The organism is Dechloromonas denitrificans (genome assembly GCF_001551835.1).
GTDB classification, from domain to species: domain Bacteria; phylum Pseudomonadota; class Gammaproteobacteria; order Burkholderiales; family Rhodocyclaceae; genus Azonexus; species Azonexus denitrificans.
Genome location: NZ_LODL01000019.1, coordinates 193,294 through 213,820 on the forward strand (window position 1 = coordinate 193,294; position 20,527 = coordinate 213,820).

Annotated in this window: 15 protein-coding genes; all 15 read right to left on the bottom strand. The window is 60.3% G+C overall.

The annotated features are described in order from the left end of the window. On the bottom strand, positions 1-1,046 hold a 1,046-nt coding region (locus AT959_RS08710; RefSeq protein WP_066883032.1), incomplete at its 3' end, for an alkene reductase. Positions 1,047-1,154: 108 nt separating this feature from the next. After that, the gene (locus tag AT959_RS08715; protein ID WP_066882600.1) at positions 1,155-1,739 is read right to left on the bottom strand and encodes a TetR/AcrR family transcriptional regulator; all 585 of its coding nucleotides are present in this window, start codon (positions 1,737-1,739) and stop codon (positions 1,155-1,157) included. Between the two features lie 109 nt (positions 1,740-1,848). Then, positions 1,849-4,770 (bottom strand): HD domain-containing phosphohydrolase, encoded by a 2,922-nt coding sequence (locus tag AT959_RS08720; protein WP_066882601.1) that lies wholly within the window; start codon positions 4,768-4,770, stop codon positions 1,849-1,851. Between the two features lie 114 nt (positions 4,771-4,884). Then, positions 4,885-5,130, bottom strand: coding sequence for a hypothetical protein (locus tag AT959_RS08725; RefSeq protein WP_066882602.1), 246 nt, complete (start codon positions 5,128-5,130; stop codon positions 4,885-4,887). Next, positions 5,127-5,912 carry a secretin N-terminal domain-containing protein gene (locus AT959_RS08730; protein WP_066882603.1) on the bottom strand — a complete coding sequence of 262 codons (786 nt, stop codon included), beginning with the start codon at positions 5,910-5,912 and terminating at the stop codon, positions 5,127-5,129. The genes AT959_RS08725 and AT959_RS08730 overlap by 4 nt, the downstream gene beginning before the upstream one ends. Before the next feature lie 27 nt (positions 5,913-5,939). After that, entirely contained in the window at positions 5,940-7,187 is a 1,248-nt protein-coding gene (locus AT959_RS08735) for an HD domain-containing phosphohydrolase (protein ID WP_066882604.1), read from the bottom strand. A 3-nt stretch (positions 7,188-7,190) separates the two neighbouring features. Next, positions 7,191-8,306: a cell division protein ZapE gene (gene zapE / locus AT959_RS08740; protein ID WP_066882605.1), complete on the bottom strand. Its 1,116-nt coding sequence runs from the start codon at positions 8,304-8,306 to the stop codon at positions 7,191-7,193. Positions 8,307-8,363: 57 nt separating this feature from the next. After that, the gene (locus tag AT959_RS08745; RefSeq protein WP_066882606.1) at positions 8,364-10,571 is read right to left on the bottom strand and encodes a putative bifunctional diguanylate cyclase/phosphodiesterase; all 2,208 of its coding nucleotides are present in this window, start codon (positions 10,569-10,571) and stop codon (positions 8,364-8,366) included. A gap of 133 nt (positions 10,572-10,704) precedes the next feature. Continuing rightward, complete coding sequence (gene lpdA, locus AT959_RS08750) at positions 10,705-12,129, bottom strand: dihydrolipoyl dehydrogenase (RefSeq protein WP_066882607.1); 1,425 nt, start codon at positions 12,127-12,129, stop codon at positions 10,705-10,707. Positions 12,130-12,204: 75 nt separating this feature from the next. Continuing rightward, positions 12,205-13,431 carry a 2-oxoglutarate dehydrogenase complex dihydrolipoyllysine-residue succinyltransferase gene (gene odhB / locus AT959_RS08755; RefSeq protein ID WP_066882608.1) on the bottom strand — a complete coding sequence of 409 codons (1,227 nt, stop codon included), beginning with the start codon at positions 13,429-13,431 and terminating at the stop codon, positions 12,205-12,207. Between the two features lie 24 nt (positions 13,432-13,455). Beyond that, the gene (locus AT959_RS08760) at positions 13,456-16,290 is read right to left on the bottom strand and encodes a 2-oxoglutarate dehydrogenase E1 component (RefSeq protein ID WP_066882609.1); all 2,835 of its coding nucleotides are present in this window, start codon (positions 16,288-16,290) and stop codon (positions 13,456-13,458) included. Positions 16,291-16,394: 104 nt separating this feature from the next. Further along, entirely contained in the window at positions 16,395-17,693 is a 1,299-nt protein-coding gene (gene gltA, locus AT959_RS08765) for a citrate synthase (protein WP_066882610.1), read from the bottom strand. An 83-nt stretch (positions 17,694-17,776) separates the two neighbouring features. Next, positions 17,777-18,019, bottom strand: a complete 243-nt coding sequence (locus AT959_RS08770) for an FAD assembly factor SdhE (RefSeq protein WP_066882611.1) — start codon at positions 18,017-18,019, stop codon at positions 17,777-17,779. Next, the gene (locus tag AT959_RS08775) at positions 18,019-18,729 is read right to left on the bottom strand and encodes a succinate dehydrogenase iron-sulfur subunit (RefSeq protein WP_066882612.1); all 711 of its coding nucleotides are present in this window, start codon (positions 18,727-18,729) and stop codon (positions 18,019-18,021) included. Before AT959_RS08775 ends, AT959_RS08770 begins: the two co-directional genes overlap by 1 nt. Before the next feature lie 12 nt (positions 18,730-18,741). After that, the gene (gene sdhA, locus AT959_RS08780; RefSeq protein WP_066882613.1) at positions 18,742-20,526 is read right to left on the bottom strand and encodes a succinate dehydrogenase flavoprotein subunit; all 1,785 of its coding nucleotides are present in this window, start codon (positions 20,524-20,526) and stop codon (positions 18,742-18,744) included. Position 20,527: the final 1 nt, after the last annotated feature.

Genomic DNA, 20,527 nt, shown 5'->3' on the forward strand with positions numbered 1-20,527 from the left:
CCGCCATAGAGCTTGTCGGCCCGCAATTCGTTCCATGGCGCATCTTCCCGCAGGCGGCGCACCAGGTCGGGATTGCTGATGAAGGGCCGGCCGAAGGCGATCAGATCGGCCTGACCATCGTTCACAGCGGCTTGCGCCATGGCCCGGTTGTAGCCGTTGTTGAGCATCCAGGCACCGGCAAAACGCTGCTTGAGCGCCGCGTAATCGAAGGGCTTGGCCGTTGCCGGAGTGCGCTCACCGCCCGTTTCGCCTTCGATCACATGCAGGTAGGCGAGGCCGAGCGGCGCCAGTTGTTCGACGACGTAGTTGAACAGGGCCTGCGGATCGCTATCGAGCGGCGTGTCGCTGAAGGTGGTCAGCGGACTGAAGCGGACACCGGTCCGACCGCCACCGATTTCACCGGCCACCGCCTGCATCACTTCGAGCAACAGGCGGGCGCGGTTGGCGATGCTGCCGCCGTACGGCCCGCTGCGGTCATTGACGCTGTCGCGCAAGAACTGGTCGAGCAGATAGGAGTTGGCGGCATGTACCTCGACACCGTCGAAACCGGCTTCGATGGCGAGGGCGGCGGCGCGCCGGTAATCGGCGACCAGGCCGGGCAGTTCGTCATCGCGCAGGGCCCGCGGCGCGGAAACCGGGACGAAACCGTCGCGGGTAAAGGTCATCGCCTCGGGCCGCCGATTGGTCGGGGAAACCGGGGCGGCGCCGTCCGGCAACAGGGAGCTGTGCGAGATGCGACCAACGTGCCAGAGCTGGAGCACGATACGCCCACCTTCAGCATGCACCGCATTGGTCACCTTGCGCCAGGCGGCGACCTGCCCGGTCGTGTAGATGCCCGGGGTATCGAGATAACCCTGCGCCATCGGGCTGATCTGGCTCGCCTCGGCAATGATCAGGCCGGCACTCGCCCGCTGCCGGTAATACTCGACGGTCAGCGGACCCGGCTGCAAGCCTTCGACGGCACGGTTGCGGGTCAGCGGCGCCATGACGATGCGGTTGGCGAGCGGGATATCACCGACTTTGATGGGATCGAACAATGAACTCATGGATCTTCTCCTGGGTGGGAAATGCGTATGCTTTATTAGACCGGTCGTCTAATAACAATGGTAAAAAATAGGCCGCGGGCAACGGCGGCCGGTTCAATGCATGGCAACTCAGTGTGACAAAATCTTTTCCGTAACCTGCAGGGCGTTATCGAGGGCCTTGCTGTCGCGATGCAACTTGCCGAGCAAGCTGGCCCCCAGCCAGAGTTGGTAGAGCATCTGGGCGGTAGCGAGCGGTGCCAGGGCCGGCAGCGACCCGTCCGCCACACCGGCTTCGATCAATTGGGCGAGGCGGGCAACGATTTGGTCGGTGCCATCGCGCAGGGTTATCCGCATCGCGTCCGACAGGTCGGCCACCTCGGCACTCAGTTTGACGACCAGGCATTTCTGCTCGCTGCAGTCGGCACACTGCGAATGCCGCCACTGCTGCCAGAACTGCATCAGGCGTTGACGCCCCGAGACCTCTTCGTTGTGCAACAGGCCATCGATTTCGGCCAGGTAACAATCGAAATGATCCTTGAGCAAGGCCTGGCCAAACAACTCCTTGGATTCGAAGTAATGGTAGAACGAGCCCTTCGGCACGCCGGCCGTTTTCAGGATTTCGTTCAGACCGACACTCGAAAAGCCCTTGCCGGCAATAATCCGCTTGCCGGTATCGATAACGTGCTGCCGAGTGTTGTCGTGACGAATGTTCATGCGGACAAGATTGCCACAAATTAGACCGGTCGTCTAGTTCACGATTTATTTATTGCCGGCAATGGCTGGGCGACGCTTTCCGACCGGCTCCCCCGCCCTGGCTGGCGGATCAGTTCGAAGCAGCCCCGACGAAAGCCTCAATATCGACTTCGTCGATCTGCTCGGCTCGCATGAAGCGTTCGGCGTATTCCCGGTAAACGCCGGCCCGCAGGAAAATGTCGAACAGCTCGCCATCGATGTGCTGTTCCTTTTTCATCATCGCCATGATGCGGATCGCCTCCGACAGCTTCTTGCCTTTCTTGTACGGCCGATCAACTGCGGTCAACGCTTCGAAAATGTCGGAAATCGCCATCATCCGGGCGACCGGACTCATCTCCTCGCGGCGCAGGCGTTTGGGGTAACCGGTACCGTCCATTTTCTCGTGGTGGCCGCCGGCGATCTCGGGCACCTGGCGCAGATGCTTGGGAAACGGCAACTGGGTCAGCATCATGATGGTCTGGATGATGTGCTCGTTGATCTTGTAGCGTTCTTCGTCCGACAGCGTGCCGCGCGCCACGCCGAGGTTGTGCAGTTCACCCCGGTTGTAGAGCAGTTCCGGCGGCGGCATGCGGAAGCCCCAGCGATTATCGTCCGGCATCTGGTCGCGCACCCCGCGTTCGAAGCGATGCTCCGGCTTGTCGGCCAGCAACGGCTCGTCGACCGGCAGAGCGGACGCCGGTGTGCGTTCCTTGCGCGCCTTTTCCTCGTGCGAGATGCCGAGCCGGTCATCGAGCGTCCGCCGCCAGGTCCGGCCGGCAATCGCCTTGAGACGCTCGATTTTTTCCGGCGCCATGAATTCGCCGCCCTCGTTGCAGGTCGCGACGAAGGCAAAATCGGCATCGAGGGCTGCGAGCTGTTCGCTCAGCCTGTCCCGCGCCGCCGCTTCCGGCTCGCCACCGGCAATGGCTTGCAGGCAAGCGATTTCGGCATCGCGCTTGAGCACCTCGAAACGCATCCGGACTTCATGAATGCGGTCGTAAAGCGATTCGAGCTTGGTCGCCTTGTCGACGACATATTCGGGCGTCGTCACCTTGCCGCAGTCGTGCAACCAGGCCGCGACATGCACTGACTCCCAGCCCTCCTCGTCGAGTTGAAAGTCCTGGTAAGGGCCACTCGATTCGGCACAGGCCGCTTTCGCCAGCATCTTGGTCAGCTCCGGCACACGGGCGCAATGGCCGCCGGTGTAAGGGCTTTTGGCATCGATCGCGCCGGCGATCATCTGGATGAAGGACTCGAAGAGCACCTTCTGGGCATGGATCAATTCCTTGCTCTCGATGGAGACCGCCGACGATCCTGACAAGGCCTCAATGAAACGCAGGCGCGCCTGGTCGGTTTCGCTCAGCCGGAACAGCACCATGGCACCCACCAGATTATGCTGACGATTGAGCAGCGGCACGGCAATGGCATGATTTTTACCGGGCAGGCAGCTCGCATCGGCGACGCCCAGCGCCGTGAGGTCGGCCTCGCCGAGCAGGCCCGCCCGCGCGCAACCGGAGGCGATGGCCGAACTCAGCAGCGGCCCGGCCAAGGCCGGATCGAGCGCGGCGCTTTCGGCCAGCATCGGCGCCCCATCCGCTTTCATGGCGGCGGCCTGGACCAGCCGATCGTTCTCGGCCAGGTAGAGGATGCCGGCTTCGGCTTCGGCGGCCGAAATGGTTTCCCGCAACAAACTGGGCAGCAAGCGACTGAAATTGTTCTCGCTGGCGACCGCCATGCTGATATCGAGGAAACGCCGGATCGTCCGCTTCATGACGCCCATCGTCACCGCCAGTTCATTGACCTCGAGCACCATCGAGTCGACCGCGATCGGATGCGAGAACTCGAAGCGACGGATTGATTCTGCCTCCCCGACCAGTTGCTGCAATTCCTTGGAAATGCGGCGCGCCAGTGCCAGCGTTGCCGGGATGGCCAGCAAGATCACCAGCAGCATGGCGAAAACCAGCTGATGCATCAGCTTGTGAGCCGGCGCCATCAACTCCTGATCGGGAATCGCCGCTACCAGGAAAAGCGGATTGGTGCCTTCGAGCTTGAACGGGCGAATCGACGTGTGCCAACGCTCACCATCAAGCGTCAGCCCGCCGTTTTGCGCGGCCTGTTCATCCAGCTTGAAACTGGCGGACGTGAACTGGGCCAGCACCGGTACGCCCAAGTCCCGGATATTTGGTAGATGCAAAGGCTCCGGCGCCTGCCCGACCGTCGGCAGAGCTTTGCTGAAGTCATCGGCAGCGATGACCTGCCCCGCCGCATTGCTCAGCACCAGATGGGTACCAGGCGTCACTTTCTGCGCGGCAAGCAATTGATTCAGTGTTTCCAGGCCAATATCGGCCCCAACCACGGCGCCGCCCTTGCTGGCCCGGCTGGCGATGGTGGTGCCCGGCTTGCCGGAGGTAAAGAACAGGTAGGGCGGCGTCTTGATCTGGCCGCTGGCGCGCATGGCGGCGGTGTACCAGTCGCGGTTGCGCGGATCGAACTTCGCCGCATACTCGGGGCGTGTATCGCTGCGCAGCGTCACCAGCGCCGCGTCGAAATAGATGAAACGGCCGCTGCTGCCACCTTCGGCGCGCTCGATACTCTGCACGATGTAGGCCGTTCCCGCGGGCGCCGCAAAATACTTGAGTTCCGCCGCCTCCGTCACTCGCCGGAGCAGGAAGAAATCACCGCTCTCATAGCCGACATACAGTGAAGTCAGCGCACTTGAGCTATTCAGCAATTCGCGCATGAAATCGAGCTGGCTCAGGCGCCCCTCGAAAGTTCGTTGCTGCGTGATCTCATTGAGGCCAAGCAGGCGGGTCGCCACCTCGGCCGGCGCCAGCAGGCCGGTAAAATTACCGAGCATCTCGCGGTGGATGCGGGTACTCAGCTCGGCCGCGGTCGATTCAAGAATATCCTGGCTGATCTTGTAGCCGATGCCGCCGATCACCCCGCCGACCAGCAAGGTCAGGATCAGGAACAGGGTTGAGATATGAACCTGAAGCGGGAAACGGCGTTTCATGGCAGCCTCGACAAGCGAAGATATGCGGCCATGATACGCACACTACCGCCGCCAGGTCGATGGCGGAGGGCTTATCGCAGCGGAATGAACCGGCTTTTTGAAAATTGCCGTTTTTTAGCCGTCGACCGCAGCATCCTCATTCGGCAGCGGTGGTTGCGGCCGACTGATGACATAAAGCACCACGGTGCAGGCACCGAGAAAACCGACTGCGGCCAGGGCGCTCGGCACCCAGGTATCGGCCAGCCCGCGCTCCATCCACAACCAGACAAACAGGCCGAAGGCCGGCAGGGCCAGCAAGGCGCAAAAAACGGCAGTGGCCAAGGCCACTTTTTGTCCGATATGACGTTTCAGATCACTCACTCTACTTCCTCCACCATAAGCCATATTGAGCGATTGTCACGAGCATCGCTGGTTGAAAGACTGAGCGCTCCACTCTGATTACCACTGGCCTGGCGGCCGCTGCCGCCCAGCTCTATCCATTCGCCGAGGCGCCCGGAAACCGTCGTCGACAAGCGCTGGCTGTTGATACTGCCATAGCCGCCCTGACTGGCCGCCTGCTGGCTGATATCGAGCGTTACCCGCTCGCCGTTGAGGCGGGGTACGGCATAGAAGCCGCGTCCGACATCCTGATAAACCACCGTTTCATTGACCACTGCCCCACCCGGCCCGATCACCACCTGGCGCATCGGAATCGGCAAGGAACGGCCAACCTGGATAAAAGCTTGCCCACCTTCGACCGTCTGCACCATTTGCGCGGCGCTTTCGCCGCGCACGCTCTTGGTGTCCCAAACCCGGGCCTCGACATTGCTGCGCCGCGTGCTGCCGAGCACGACCTGGCCACTGGCCTCGCCGCCACGGGCGCTGTCCTCGGCCTGCCGGTTCTGGCTGACGCGAATGATCAAACGCCGCGTCGGCGTATCGATCGCCGCCAACGCCTTCTTGATGTCCGCCCGGTTGCGCGGCGAGGCACGCAGGAACAACTGGTTGTTCAGGCCGGTCAAGGTACCGCCCGGCTCGACCAACGGCAGCAGCACGGGCAGGACCTGCTCGACGCTCTTGCTCTTCAGTTCGATGACTTCCAGTTGCTGCGCCCAGACCGGCGCGGCAAACCACAGGCTCAGTAATAACAGGATTCTTTGCATGGCATGGCCTCCGTCAGAAATGCCGGGCTAGTTCTGGCACAGGGCGATGCGGTGGCACTGCGCGAGGTCCGCCGCCACCGCCGCGACGACGGTCGCGTCGGCCCGGCCGCTGGCCGCCCGTTCGTGCAGGATCGTCATGATCTGCGCCGGCGACATCGGCTTGCGATAGGGCCGCTCCTGGGCCAGCGCCTGAAAAATATCGGCGACGTTGATGATACGCGCCGCCAGCGGCAAGGCATCGCCACCGAGATGAAAAGGGTAACCGTGTCCATCCGGCGTTTCGTGGTGGTAAGAAGCCCAGCGGGCAATTTCATCGATCGCATGCAGCGGCTTCAAGACTTGCAGCGTGGCGTAGCTGTGCCCCTTCATGATGTCGAACTGATGCGGCGTCAGCGGGTCGTGGCCCTCGATGATCTCGTCGGGAATCTGTAGTTTGCCGATGTCGTGCAACAAACCGGCCACCTCGATTTTTTCGCAGGTGACGGCATCCAGGCCCAGGCGTTCGGCCAGGTAGCGCGACAGCCGGGCAACGCCACGTGAATGCTGCTCGGTATAGGGCGACTTGGCGTCGATGATGCGGGCAAAAATATCGGCGCAGCGCTTGAAGTCATTCCAGCCGACCATCTGCAAATCGCCATGGGACTCCATGTCCGTATGGTATTGATGCACGCACTCCGGCTGCAGCGCCAGCCAGAATGCCTCGCCCTCGGAGATCGCCATGAAGGCATCGATCAGCTCGGGAGCGAACATCCGGCCACGCTCCCTGGCCAGACGCAGGCGAATTTCCTCGACATGCGCCAACAGGGTCTGCTCGGCGTGAAACGGTGCAGCCAGCACGTCGATCCGATCGGCGAGATAGATCAGGTTGGCAAAGCGCGCCGTATTGTCCGGCAGGCTTTGTTGCAGCAACCATTCCCAACGGCTGTGGTGGAAACGGACGATATTGGCCAGATGTGCCAGCGGCGGAAAATCGACCAGCAAGTCGTAACCGCGAACGCAGTGCGCATCCGCCCCGGCCCACTCGAGATCGACGACCAACCGGCGATGGACGCGGGTCGATGAAACACCGCAGTCATGCAGCAGGCCGGCATCGTAGAGCAGCAGTTGCTCCGCTTCCGGCCAGCCCATGTGACAGGCCAACTCGCGCGCCAGCATGGCGACGCGGCGGCCATGCAGCACATCGTCGACACCGACCAGGTCGACGGCATGGGCGATGGTCATCACCAACAGCCTCAGGTCGATGGCCAGGTCTTCCGGAAGCGTGGCGGTAAGCAACGGTCAGCTCGCGTTATGCGGCAGGGCCAGATATTCCTGGGAATGCATTTCGGTCATCCGGCTAACCGTACGGGCAAACTCGGAGGCCTGCGTTCCCTCGGTGTACAGCGCCTCCGGGGCACAATCGGCGGTTGCGATCAGCTTGACCTTGTGGTCGTAGAAGACATCGACCAGCCAGGTGAAGCGACGCGCTTCCGAGGCCTGGTGCTGGGTCATCTTCGGAATATGGGAGAGCAGCACCGTGTGATAGGCGCGGGCAATTTCCAGATAATCGTTCTGCGAACGCGGTCCACCGCAGAGGGTGCGGAAATCGAACCAGATCACGCCATGACCGCGCCGCACGGTATCGACCTGGCGCCCGAGAATCTCGACATGGCCGCCCTTCTTACCCTCCTCGCCGGCCACCATCCGGAAGTAGTCGAGCATCTTCTTCTCGGCGGCAGAATCGGCCGGGTGATGATAGATCTCGACCTGCTCCAGCGCGCGCAGCCGGTAGTCGATACCGGCTTCGACTTCAAAGACGTTGAGGTGCTTCTGCAGCAGAGCAATGGTCGGCAAAAAGCTCTCGCGGTGCAGGCCGTCCGGATAGAGCTTTTCCGGCGGGTAGTTCGAGGTCATCACCAGGATGACCCCCTTGGCGAACAGCCCGTCCATCAGGCGCCCGAGAATCATCGCATCGGCGATGTCGGAAACGTGGAACTCGTCGAAACAGAGCAGTCGCACGTCACGGGCAATCTGCTCGGCCACCTTCAGCACCGGGTCCGTCTCACCCTTGAACTGCTCTAGATCGCGATGGATCTGCTGCATGAAGGCATGGAAATGGATGCGCCGCTTGCGCCGGTAAGGCACCGAGTCGTAGAAGCAATCCATCAGGAAACTCTTGCCGCGGCCGACCCCGCCCCAGAAATACACGCCTTGTGGCGGCGTCGGCGGTGCAAGCAGACGCTTCAGCGTACTGCCCCGCTTGACCTTGAAGGCAAGCAGGTTCGAATAGAGCGACTGCAGTGCGCTGGCGGCGGCCATCTGGGCGGCATCGGCAACATAGCCCCGCGTCGCGAGCAGGGCCTCGTAGGCATCCATCATGCCATGGGCGGAAACGTTCAGTTTTTTGTGCGGCATGACCAGATTTTAACAGGCCAGGCCGGCCCGCGCAGCGAAAGCGGGACTCGTCGGGAACTATCGGCGGCTGGCCAGCCAGCCGGACAACTCATCTTCCTGCATCGCCTTGGCGTAATACCAGCCCTGCGCCTCGTTGCAGCCGAGATCGATCAGCGTCTGCAACTGCGCCGCATCCTCGACCCCTTCGGCCAGCACGCGCATGCCGAGGCGCTTGCCGAGCTGGATCACCATTTCGGCGATACGCGCCCCCGACTGGTCCGAATCAAGCGCCGAAACGAAAGCCCGATCGATTTTCAGGCAATCGGCCGGCAGGCGATCCAGATAGCTGAGCGAGGAGAAGCCGGTCCCGAAGTCGTCGATGGCAACCGAAACGCCCTGTTTCTTCAAGCCCTGAAGACGCTCCTGGACCTGCCCCCAACCGTACATCGCCACCGATTCGGTAATTTCCAGTTCAAGCATGGCCGGATCAACCTGCGTATCGGCAAGGGCGGTCTCGACCAGACTGATGAAGTCCGGCTGGCGAAACTGGATGGCCGATACGTTCACCGCCATCCGCAAGGAAAAGCCGGCAGCAGCCAACTTGCGCTGGGCGCCCAGCGCCGTGCGCAGCACCCAGGCGCCCAGACCGACGATCAGTCCGGACTGCTCGGCAACCGGAATGAACTGGTCGGGCGAAACGAACTGTCCCTCGTCATTCCGCCAGCGCAACAAGGCCTCGACGCCGACCACACGGCCGCTGAGCAGATCGATCTGGGGTTGATAGGCAATGAACAGTCGCCGACTGTCGAAAGCGGCCCGCAAATCCTGCAACAATCTGACCCGCTCGCGGGTCTGTACGGCAACCTCGGCCGTGTAATAGGCATCGTTGCCGGTGCCGTCCACCTTGGCCCGCTTCAGCGCAATGGCGGCATTGCGCAACAGATCGGCACCACTGACCGGCGCCTCGCCTTCCCGGACGAAACCGAGCGAGAACGAGACCGACTGGAAGCCGGCTTCACTTTCAAAGGGATCGAACAGGATCTCCCGCAACACGACCGGATTGACGATGTCTTCAACGCCATAGACCCCGAATACGTCACCGCCGACGCGCGCCACATGAACGTCGGATGGCAGGCTGCTGCGCAGACGCTGGGCAATGGACTGCAACAACAAGTCGCCGAAACGGTAACCGAAGACATCGATGGTTTCCGAAAACTGGTCGATGTCGATCAAAGCGAGCAGTTTGCTCCGGGCGCCAGGCGGATGCACTTGACGATCGATCGCTTCGATCTGGGCTGCCCGATTCGGCAGTTCGGTCAAATGGTCGACATAGGCCGTGTTACGCAAGCGCTCGACTAGGCCGACGTTGTCGCCACATATGGCGATGTTGGCGCAGAACACTTCTAGTAAATGGCGATCGATTTCATGGATTGCTGCGGTCGACTCGATATAGGCGGCAAAATTGCGGCCGAGACTCCCCTGGAAAAACAGTGCCAGACTGCGTTCGCCCAACTGGTTGCGGCGCTCCCGCAGGCAATGCGTCAACATCTGGCTGACCGCAGAGTCGCCCAGATCACCCAGCGAGTGACTGACCAGGCCCTGGTAGCGGCCAGCCGCAGCCAGCACGATGCAGTGATCCTGCCCGGGGCCGGAACAGGCGCACATCATGCCTTCCGGCGGCACGCCGAGCAGCGCGGCAATCTGCGTAATCACCCCGGCCGCAAAGGCCTGCAACCCCTGCTCGGCAATGAAACGATTGGCGCCGTCGATAATCAGCTCCAGGCCGCGCCGGCTGGCGTCGAGCCGTTCAATCTGGTCATAGGAGCGAATGGCCGCCGTCACCGTCGTATAAAGCTTGTTGCGGGTCAGCTCGGACTTGGTCTTGTAATCGTTGATGTCGTAACTGCTGATCGCATCGAGCTCCGGGGCATACCCCGGTTGCCCGGTCCGAAGAATGATGCGGACATTGGCCAACGCAAGCTCACGGCGAATTCGTCCGACGGCCCGCAAGCCGGCATCCTCCGACTCCATCACGACATCGAGCAGCACCACGGCGATGCCGCGCTCACTACGCAGAATGTCAATCGCCGCATCGCTATCGTAAGCGTGCAGGAACTTCAGGCGCCGGCCGAGAACCAATACATCCTTCAGGGCAAACTCGGTCGCCTGATGGACATCCTCGTCGTCATCAACAATCAGGATCGACCAGAAACCTGCCGGATCATTACCCTGATCAAGCGGCTCGTCCTCGACGAAGGCAATGCAATCATCATCGATACTCGACATCCCCTACTCCCCTCTCTTCGATTTTTTTCGACGATCCCCCGCGCTGGAGTATGAATATAAAGCAGCCAAAAAAAAAGAGCCCATTGCGGGCTCTTTTTGACACCAGGGCAGATCAACTGCCGGCGATATGAATTTAGAAATGCAGGGGACGCTTGTCGCAGGCCAGCGCCGCTTCGTGCACCGCTTCCGACAGCGTCGGGTGAGCGTGGCAAATACGGGCCAGGTCTTCGGAAGCACCACCAAATTCCATCGCCACGACGGCTTCGGAAATCAGTTCGGAAGCATTGGCACCGATGATGTGCACACCGAGGATGCGGTCGGTCTGGGCGCAGGCCAGCATCTTGACAAAGCCAGACGGATCGCCCATGCCCAGTGCCCGGCCGTTGGCCAGGAACGGAATCTTGCCGGCCTTGTAGGCAATGCCTTCGGCCTTCAACTGCTGCTCGGTCTTGCCGACCCAGGCGATTTCCGGGCTGGTGTAAATGACGAAGGGGATGGTGTCGAAGTTGCAGTGACCGGCCTGGCCAGCCATCAGCTCGGCGACCATAACCGCTTCTTCCATCGCCTTGTGGGCCAGCATCGGACCGCGCACGACGTCACCAACGGCCCAAACGCCCGGCAGGTTGGTCTGGCAGTGACCATCAACCTCGACCATGCCGCGCTCGGTCAGCTTGAGGCCGACGGCTTCGGCATTCAGGCCATCGGTGTTCGGCACACGACCGATGGAAACGATCAGACGGTCGGCCTCGAGCTTCTCGGCCTTGCCATCCTTGGTTTCGTAAGCAATGGAAACACCCTTCTTGCTGGTTTTGATCTCGCCGATCTTGACGCCGCAATGAATGTCCAGACCCTGCTTGGTAAACAGCTTGAGGGCTTCCTTGGCGACATCCTGATCGGCAGCGCCGAGGAAGTCGGGCAAAGCTTCGAGGACGGTGACTTCGGCACCGACGCGACGCCAGACCGAACCCATTTCCAGACCGATGACGCCAGCGCCGATGATGGCCAGCTTCTTCGGCACGGATTCCTGATTCAACGCGCCTTCGTTGTCCATGACGATCTTCTGATCGACCGCCACGCCCGGCAGATGACGGGCCTTGGAACCGGTGGCGATGATGACCTGCTTGGCCAGTACTTCCTCGGCGCCAACCTTGACCTTCCACAGGTCGCCTTCCTTGCCGACGAAGGAACCGTGGCCGTTCAACAGGGTCACTTTGTTCTTCTTGAACAGGCCCTTGATGCCTGAGGTCAGCTGGGTGACGACGGTATCCTTGCGGCCCTTCATCACCGGCACGTCGATCGTCGCCTTGCCGACCTTGATGCCCTGGGCTTCGAAGCTATGATTGGCTTCCTCGAACAGGTGCGAGGTGTGCAACAGGGCCTTGGACGGAATGCAGCCAACGTTCAGGCAGGTGCCGCCGAGGCGCGGTTCGCCCTTCGGATCGGCATAGGGATTCGATTCGCAGCAGGCAGCGGAAAAGCCGAGCTGAGCAGCGCGGATCGCCGCAACATAGCCGCCGGGACCGCCACCGATAACGAGCACGTCAAATTGCTTGGACATGTGTAAACCTTTCAGATTTCAGATGTGCAAAAGCGCCAGCGCCCTGCACGGGACACTGGCGCCGGGCAACGTCGATTAGACGCCGAGCAGCAGGCGGGAAGGATCTTCCAGCGCTTCCTTCATGGTCACCAGACCAAGGACGGCTTCGCGGCCGTCGATGATGCGGTGGTCGTAGGACATCGCCAGATAGTTCATCGGGCGGACGACGACCTGACCGTTTTCAACCATGGCACGATCCTTGGTGGCATGAATGCCGAGGATCGCGGACTGCGGCGGGTTGATGATCGGAGTGGACATCATGGAACCGAAGATGCCGCCGTTGGAGATGGAGAAGGTGCCACCGGTCAGCTCTTCGATAGTCAGCTTGCCGTCCTTGGCCTTGGCGCCGAATTCGGCGATCTTCTTCTCGATTTCGGCGATGGACATCTGGTCAGCATTGCGGATGATCGGCACGACCAAGCCACGCGGCGAACCGACGGCGATACCGATGTCGATGTAGCCGTGATAGACGATGTCATTGCCATCAACCGAAGCGTTGAGGACCGGGAACTTTTGCAGCGCAGCGCAGGCGGCCTTGACGAAGAAGCCCATGAAGCCGAGGCGGACGCCGTGCGCCTTCTCGAACTTTTCGCCGTACTGCTTGCGCAGCGCCATCATCGGGCCCATGTTCACTTCGTTGAACGTGGTCAGGATGGCATTCGTTTGCTGCGACTGGAGCAGACGCTCGGCGATACGGGCACGCAGACGGGTCATCGGCACGCGCTGTTCGGTACGGTCGCCCAGAGCGACAGCAACCGGCGGCGTCGGCAGCGCAGCCTTGGCGGCGGCCGGTGCAGCAATCGGGCCGGCCTTTGGTGCAGCAGCAACCGCATCTTCCTTGGTGACACGACCACCACGGCCCGAACCAGCGACGTCAGCGGCAGCGATGCCCTTTTCGTCGAGGATCTTGCGGGCCGACGGGCTAGCCGTACCAGCCGGTGCAGCAGCGGCCGGTGCCGGAGCGGCAGCCGGAGCAGCAGCCTTCGGCGCTTCAGCCGCCGGCGCAACGGCGCCGGCGGTAGCAGCGGTGTCGATGCGGGCGATCAGTTCGCCGGAGACAACGGTTTCACCGTCGCCCTTGACGATCTCGACCAGGACGCCGGCACCCGGTGACGGGACTTCGAGAACTACCTTGTCGGTTTCGATATCGATCAGAATTTCGTCGCGGGCAACAGCCTCGCCGATCTTCTTTTTCCAGGATGCCAGCGTGCCTTCGGCAACGGACTCGGAAAGCTGGGGAACTTGGACTTCAATAATGCTCATAATGACTCCACTCTGCTTTAGTTATTAGTACTCGATCTTGCCCAGGGCGGACTCGATCAGTGCCTTTTGTTGCTCGTTGTGCTTGGCCAGGTAGCCAACCGCCGGCGAAGAGGAGGCCGGGCGGGAAACCAGCAGCAACTTCTGCTTGGCACCCAGTCCGCTGTCCAGGTGATGGCGCGAGGCGAACCAGTACCAGGCACCCTGATTGCGCGGCTCTTCCTGACACCAGACGACTTCGGTGGCTTTCGGGTACTTGGCCAGTTCCTTCTCGAGCGAATCCTTCGGGAACGGGTAAAGCTGTTCGATACGAACGATGGCGATATCAGTGATCTTCTTCTCGCGACGGGCGGCCAGCAGATCGTAGTAGACCTTGCCGGAGCAGAGAATCACCCGCTTGACCTTCTTCGCATCGATCGTGTCGATTTCACCGATCACACGCTGGAATTCGCCATTCGCCAGATCTTCCAGCGACGAGGCGGCATCCTTGTGGCGGAGCAGCGATTTAGGCGTCATCACCACCAGCGGCTTGCGCTGCATGCGAACAGCCTGACGGCGCAGCATGTGGAAAACCTGGGCGGCGTTGGACGGCACGCAGACTTCCATGTTCATTTCGGCGCAGGCCTGCATGTAGCGTTCGAGGCGGGCAGACGAGTGTTCCGGCCCCTGACCCTCATAGCCGTGCGGCAGCAGCATGACCAAGCCACAAGCACGACCCCACTTGGCTTCACCGGAGGCGATGAACTGGTCGATAACGACCTGCGCACCGTTGGCGAAGTCGCCAAACTGGCCTTCCCAGACAACCAGCTCATACGGGTTGGCAGTGGCGTAACCGTAGTCGAAAGCGAGCACGGCTTCTTCCGAAAGGACGGAGTCGTAGCACTGGAAGCCGGCCTGCTTTTCCTGCAGGTTCTTCAGGGTGTAGTAGGTACCTTCGTCCCAGCTGTTGCGGTTCTGGTCGTGGAAGGCGGCATGGCGGTGAAAGAAGGTGCCACGGCCGACGTCTTCACCGGAGATGCGGACGCCGTAGCCGGAAACCAGCAGCGAGGCGTAGGCCAGGTTCTCGGCCATACCCCAGTCAACAGGCAGCTTGCCATCGCCCATGGCAGCGCGGTCTTCGACGATCTTCTTGACGCGCGAGTGGAGCGTGAAGCTGTCCGGCAATGCGGTCAGGCGTTCGGCCAGGCGCTTCAGTTCCTTCATCGGCACCGAGGTATCGCAGGTTTCGATGTAATTCTTGGTCAGGAACGGCGTCCAGTCGATCATGTTCGGATGCTTGTAGCCAGCCAGCACCGGGTTGTAGAGCAGCCCGCCCTTGTCGAGGTGTTCGCGGTACTGCGCAATCATCTGATCCGGACCATCGGCGGCCAGCACACCTTCGGCAATCAGCTTGTCGCCGTAGAGCTTGCGGGTACCCGGATGCTTGCTGATGATCTTGTACATCAGCGGCTGGGTGACCATCGGCTCGTCCTGCTCATTGTGACCGAGCTTGCGGAAGCAGATGATATCGATGACGACGTCCTTCTTGAATTGCTGACGGAACTCGACAGCAATCTGGGTCACCAGCGCGACCGCTTCCGGATCGTCGCCATTGACGTGGAAGATGGGCGCATCGGCCATCTTGAAGATGTCGGTACAGTAGTGACCGGAACGGTAATCGCGCGGATCGCTGGTGGTGAAGCCGATCTGGTTGTTGACGACGATGTGCAGCGTGCCGCCCGTGCCGTAGCCGCGGGTCTGCGCAAAATTGAGCATTTCCTGGTTGACGCCCTGACCAGCCACCGCGGAGTCGCCATGGATCAGAACCGGCAGGATTTTGTTCTTGCTGGCTTCGCCGCGACGAACCTGACGGGCGTACACCGAGCCTTCGACGACCGGGTTGACGATTTCAAGGTGCGACGGGTTGAAGGCCAGCGTCAGGTGGCACGGACCTTGGGCAGTCGCCACATCGGACGAGAAGCCCATGTGGTACTTGACGTCACCCGCCGAGAGATCAACCTTCTTCTTGCCTTCAAATTCGGCGAACAGCATGGACGGTGCCTTGCCCAGCGTGTTGACGAGCACATTCAGACGGCCACGGTGGGCCATGCCGATGACGATCTCGTCGATACCGACCGTACCGCCGGTACGGATGGTTTCATCCATGGCGACGATCAGCGATTCGCCGCCTTCGAGCGAAAAGCGTTTCTGGCCGACATATTTGGTGTGCAGGTAGCGTTCGAGCGTTTCGGCTGCGGTCAACCGCTCCAGAATGCGCTTTTTCTGGTCAGCCGAGTAGTTCGGACGTGAACGGATGTTTTCGAGGCGCTCTTGCAGCCAGCGCTTCTCGGTGTACTCCGTCATGTACATGTATTCGACACCGATCGTGCCGCAGTAGGTTTGCTTCAGGGTTTCCAGAATATCGCCGAACTTGGCATTGTCCGGGAGGCCCTTCAGGGAACCGACATTGAAGGTCTGGTTGAGATCGGCATCGGAAAAGCCGTAGAAGGACGGTTCCAGTTCTTCAATTTTCGGACGAGCCAAACGCTTGAGCGGATCCAGATCAGCCCAGCGGGTGCCCATCGAGCGGTAGGCAGTAACCAGCTGGCCAACCGCCGATTGCTTCTTGTTATCACCACCGGTGGGTGCAGCCGGCTTGAAACCACCATCCTTGCCGAGCTCGGCAAAGGCGGCAATGACAGGAGCATGCGCCACGTCACGTGCAACAAAGCCCGGCATCTGGGCCAGGCGGTCAAAGTAATCACGCCACTCGGCTGGAACCGAAGTCGGATCATCAAGATAGTTTTCGTACAGCTCTTCTACAAACGGCGCGTTGCCGCCGAAGAACATCGTGCTGTCGAACAGGTTATTCATCGTAGTCATAGGCGTCCCCTTGAGGGTATTGTCTTTCTCTGTAGCTGCGGGCTGCAAAGCGATCAGGCTTTGCGGGTAAAAAAAGGGCGGCCATACGGCCGCCTTTTTCTATTTTAGCCGCGTTGAGCAAGCGGTACAACGTCGCGCTTGGCGGCGCCAATGTACAACTGACGCGGACGACCGATCTTGTATTCCGGATCGGTGATCATTTCTTCCCACTGCGTCATCCAGCCGACCGTACGAGCCAGCGCGAAGATACAGGTGAACATTTCGGTCGGAATACCGATCGCCTTCTGAACGATGCCGGAGTAGAAGTCCACGTTCGGGTAGAGCTTCTTCTCGACGAAGTACGGGTCTTCCAGAGCAATACGCTCAAGTTCCATAGCCAGCTTGAACAGGCGGTCATTTTGCAGACCAAGCTCGGTCAACACTTCGTTGCAAACCTTGCGCATCAGCGTGGCGCGCGGGTCGAAGTTCTTATAGACGCGGTGACCGAAGCCCATCAGCTTGAAAGAATCGTTCTTGTCCTTGGCGCGGGCGATGAATTCGGGAACGCGCGAAACGTCGCCGATTTCTTCCAGCATCTGCAGGCAGGCCTCGTTGGCACCACCGTGTGCCGGGCCCCACAGGCAGGCGATACCGGCAGCGATACAGGCAAACGGATTGGCACCGGAAGAGCCGGCCAGACGCACCGTCGAGGTCGAGGCATTTTGCTCGTGATCGGCATGCAGCGTGAAGATGGTATCGAGGGCGCGCACCAGAACCGGATTCGGCACGTATTTCTCGCACGGATTGCCGAACATCATGCGCATGAAGTTGGCGGTGTAATCCAGTTCATTATCCGGATACATGAACGGCGCACCGGTGTTGTACTTGTAGGCCATGGCGACGATGGTCGGCAGCTTGGCAACCAGACGGTTGAAACTGACGTTGCGATGTTCGGCATCGGAAAAGTCCATGGCGTCGTGGTAGAAGGCGGACAGGGCGCCGACCACACCGGTCATTACGGCCATCGGATGCGCATCGCGACGGAAGCCGGAGAAGAACTTGGCGAGTTGCTCGTGAACCATGGTGTGGTTCTTGATGGTCCTTTCGAAATCGGTCTTTTGCTTGGCATTCGGCAGTTCGCCGTTCTTCAGCAAATAGGTGACTTCGAGGAAGTTGCAGTTTTCAGCCAACTGCTCGATGGGGTAACCACGGTAAAGCAGTTCGCCCTTATCGCCGTCGATAAAGGTAACTTTCGACTTGCAACTGGCGGTGGAGAGAAAACCGGAGTCGTAGGTGAACAAACCGGTCTTGGCACCCAGCGTGCGAATATCGACGCAGTCGTTGCCGTGCGTCGGGGACATGATCGGGAAATCGACGGGAGCCTGTCCGTCAATTGTCAAAGTTGCCTTGCGTTCGGTCGTCATGGATTATTCCCTTTACAGGTGTTGGTTGTCACTGCAATGCCAAAAAAGCGGTAAACATTCGAAATTTAAAATGCAAACCTTACTCAACTCTTACGAAGCAACGCCACAACGGGCGCCAAGCGAGGATCATCAATCTCTGCCTTGCCGTTGATCAAGTCCCAGAGATCGTAATCCTCCATATCGGCAAGTTCCACGAACGCCTGCTGTTCCTCATCGTTGAGCTTGTCGAAACCGTTATCGAGAAAACGCGTCAGCGTGATATCGAGTTCGAGCAAGGCACGACGGATACAGCGCCAACGCAGGCGTTCGTAGTCCTTTCGTTCCATCAGACGGCGCGACGAACCATCATGTCCTTGATCTTGCCGATGGCCTTGGTCGGGTTCAAACCCTTCGGACATACGTCAACACAATTCATGATGGTGTGGCAACGGAACAGGCGATACGGGTCTTCGAGATTATCAAGACGCTCGTTGGTCGCTTGATCGCGCGTATCGGCGATGAAACGGTAAGCAGCCAGCAGACCGGCCGGACCAACGAACTTGTCCGGGTTCCACCAGAACGACGGGCAAGAGGTCGAGCAGCAGGCGCACAGAATGCACTCGTAGAGACCGTTCAGTTCCTCTCGGTCCTCCGGCGATTGCAGACGCTCGCGTTCCGGAGCCGGATCGTTGTTGATCAGGTAGGGCTTGATCGAGTGGTACTGCTTGAAGAACTGGGTCATATCGACGATCAGGTCGCGAATGACCGGCAGACCAGGCAGCGGACGCAGCACGATCGGCTGCTTCAAGCTATCGATATCGGTCAGGCAGGCCAGACCGTTCTTGCCGTTGATGTTCATGGCATCAGAGCCACAAACACCTTCGCGGCAAGAGCGACGGTAGGAAATCGCGTCGTCCTTGGCCTTCAGTTTGGTCAGCGCGTCCAGCAACTTGCGGTCAGTCGGTTCGAGTTCGACCGAGATGTCCTGCATGTAAGGCGCGTCATCCTTGTCCGGATCGTAGCGATAGATACTGAATTGAACCATGCGTTTGCTCATTCTGGACTCCAATTAGTACGAGCGCGTCTTGAGGGCTACGGCCTCGACGGTCAAGGGTTGCATGTTGACCGGCTTGTAGTTGATCGAGTTATCAACCGGTGAGAACAGCGTGTGCTTCAGCCATTCCTTGTCGTTGCGACCATTCGGAAACTCTGCGCTATCCGGGGCATCGTCGCGAACGTGAGCACCACGGGATTCCTTGCGGGCCTCGGCAGAAATCATCGTCGCTTTGGCAACCTCGATCAGGTTTTCCATCTCGAGGGCTTCGGTCCGGGCCGTGTTCCAAGCCTGCGACTTGTCTTTGATTTCGAGCTGGCGAGCAGCCTTTTCGACTTCGAGGATCTTCTCGACGCCCTGCTTCAGCATGTCGCCAAAACGGAAGACGCCAGCGTGGTCCTGCATCGTGCGCTGCATAGCCAGACGGGTTTCGTGCACGTTGGCACCACCCTTACGGTTGTCCAGTGCCGAAATACGGGCCAGGGTCTTGTCGGCAACATCCTTCGGCAGTTCGCGGTGAGCGCGACCAGCCTTGAGATCTTCAACCGCGGAATCACCGGCCGACTTGCCGAAGACCAGCAGGTCGAGCAGCGAGTTGGTACCGAGGCGGTTGGCGCCGTGCACCGAGGCGCAGGCGCACTCGCCACCGGCGTAGAAACCGGGAACGACGCTGTTCATGTCGCCATCCTTGGGCATCACGACACGGCCGGAGTAATGGGTCGGGATACCGCCCATCTGGTAGTGACAGGTCGGCACTACCGGCAACGGCTCCTTCAGGCAATCGACACCGGCGAACTGCAGACCGATTTCATGAATACCGGGCAGGCGCTTCATGATAGTGGCCGGATCGAGGTGGGTGATGTCGAGCAGGACGTAGTCCTTGTTGACGCCACAGCCGCGACCTTCCTTGATTTCGGTGGCCATGGCGCGGGACACCACGTCGCGCGACGCCAAATCCTTGGCGTTCGGCGCGTAACGCTCCATGAAGCGTTCCTTGCTGCTGTTACGCAGGATACCACCTTCGCCGCGCACGCCTTCGGTAATCAGCACACCGGCACCGGCGACGCCGGTCGGGTGGAACTGCCAGAATTCCATGTCTTCGAGCGGGATGCCGGCGCGGGCCGCCATACCCAGGCCATCACCGGTATTGATGAAGGCATTGGTCGACGAGTAGAAGATACGGCCGGCACCGCCGGTTGCGAAAATGGTGGCGCGAGCGTGAAAGATCACGACTTGGCCGGTTTCCATTTCCATGGCGGTAACGCCGAGGACGTGACCCTCTTCGTCACGGATCAGATCCAGCGCCATCCATTCAACGAAGAACTGGGTATTGGCCTTGACGTTGCGCTGGTACATCGCATGCAGCATGGCGTGACCGGTACGGTCAGCCGCTGCACAGGAACGACGCACCGGCTTTTCGCCGAAGTTCGACATGTGACCACCGAACGGACGCTGATAGATTTTTCCGTCGTCGGTACGGTCGAACGGCATGCCGTAGTGCTCAAGCTCGACAACCACTTCATTGGCTTTCTTGCACATGAACTCGATAGCATCCTGGTCGCCGAGCCAGTCGGAACCCTTGACGGTATCGTACATGTGCCACGTCCAGTGATCTTCCTCGGAGTTACCCAACGAGGCAGCCACACCACCCTGCGCCGCAACCGTGTGCGAGCGGGTCGGAAAAACCTTGGAAAGCACGGCGGTCTTCAGACCGGCTTCGGACAATTGGATTGCGGAACGCAGACCGGCGCCACCGGCACCGACGATGACCGCATCAAACTTCAGAACAGGAATACTCACG

What these genes read in the sequence shown, in the direction of transcription:
- AT959_RS08720 (WP_066882601.1), bottom strand. Translation starts at nt 4,770, where the DNA reads ATGAAACGCCGTTTCCCGCTTCAGGTTCATATCTCAACCCTGTTCCTG.
- odhB (WP_066882608.1), bottom strand. Translation starts at nt 13,431, where the DNA reads ATGAGCATTATTGAAGTCCAAGTTCCCCAGCTTTCCGAGTCCGTTGCC.
- AT959_RS08730 (WP_066882603.1), bottom strand. Translation starts at nt 5,912, where the DNA reads ATGCAAAGAATCCTGTTATTACTGAGCCTGTGGTTTGCCGCGCCGGTC.
- AT959_RS08760 (WP_066882609.1), bottom strand. Translation starts at nt 16,290, where the DNA reads ATGACTACGATGAATAACCTGTTCGACAGCACGATGTTCTTCGGCGGC.
- AT959_RS08775 (WP_066882612.1), bottom strand. Translation starts at nt 18,729, where the DNA reads ATGAGCAAACGCATGGTTCAATTCAGTATCTATCGCTACGATCCGGAC.
- AT959_RS08770 (WP_066882611.1), bottom strand. Translation starts at nt 18,019, where the DNA reads ATGGAACGAAAGGACTACGAACGCCTGCGTTGGCGCTGTATCCGTCGT.
- zapE (WP_066882605.1), bottom strand. Translation starts at nt 8,306, where the DNA reads ATGCCGCACAAAAAACTGAACGTTTCCGCCCATGGCATGATGGATGCC.
- lpdA (WP_066882607.1), bottom strand. Translation starts at nt 12,129, where the DNA reads ATGTCCAAGCAATTTGACGTGCTCGTTATCGGTGGCGGTCCCGGCGGC.
- AT959_RS08745 (WP_066882606.1), bottom strand. Translation starts at nt 10,571, where the DNA reads ATGTCGAGTATCGATGATGATTGCATTGCCTTCGTCGAGGACGAGCCG.
- gltA (WP_066882610.1), bottom strand. Translation starts at nt 17,693, where the DNA reads ATGACGACCGAACGCAAGGCAACTTTGACAATTGACGGACAGGCTCCC.
- AT959_RS08715 (WP_066882600.1), bottom strand. Translation starts at nt 1,739, where the DNA reads ATGAACATTCGTCACGACAACACTCGGCAGCACGTTATCGATACCGGC.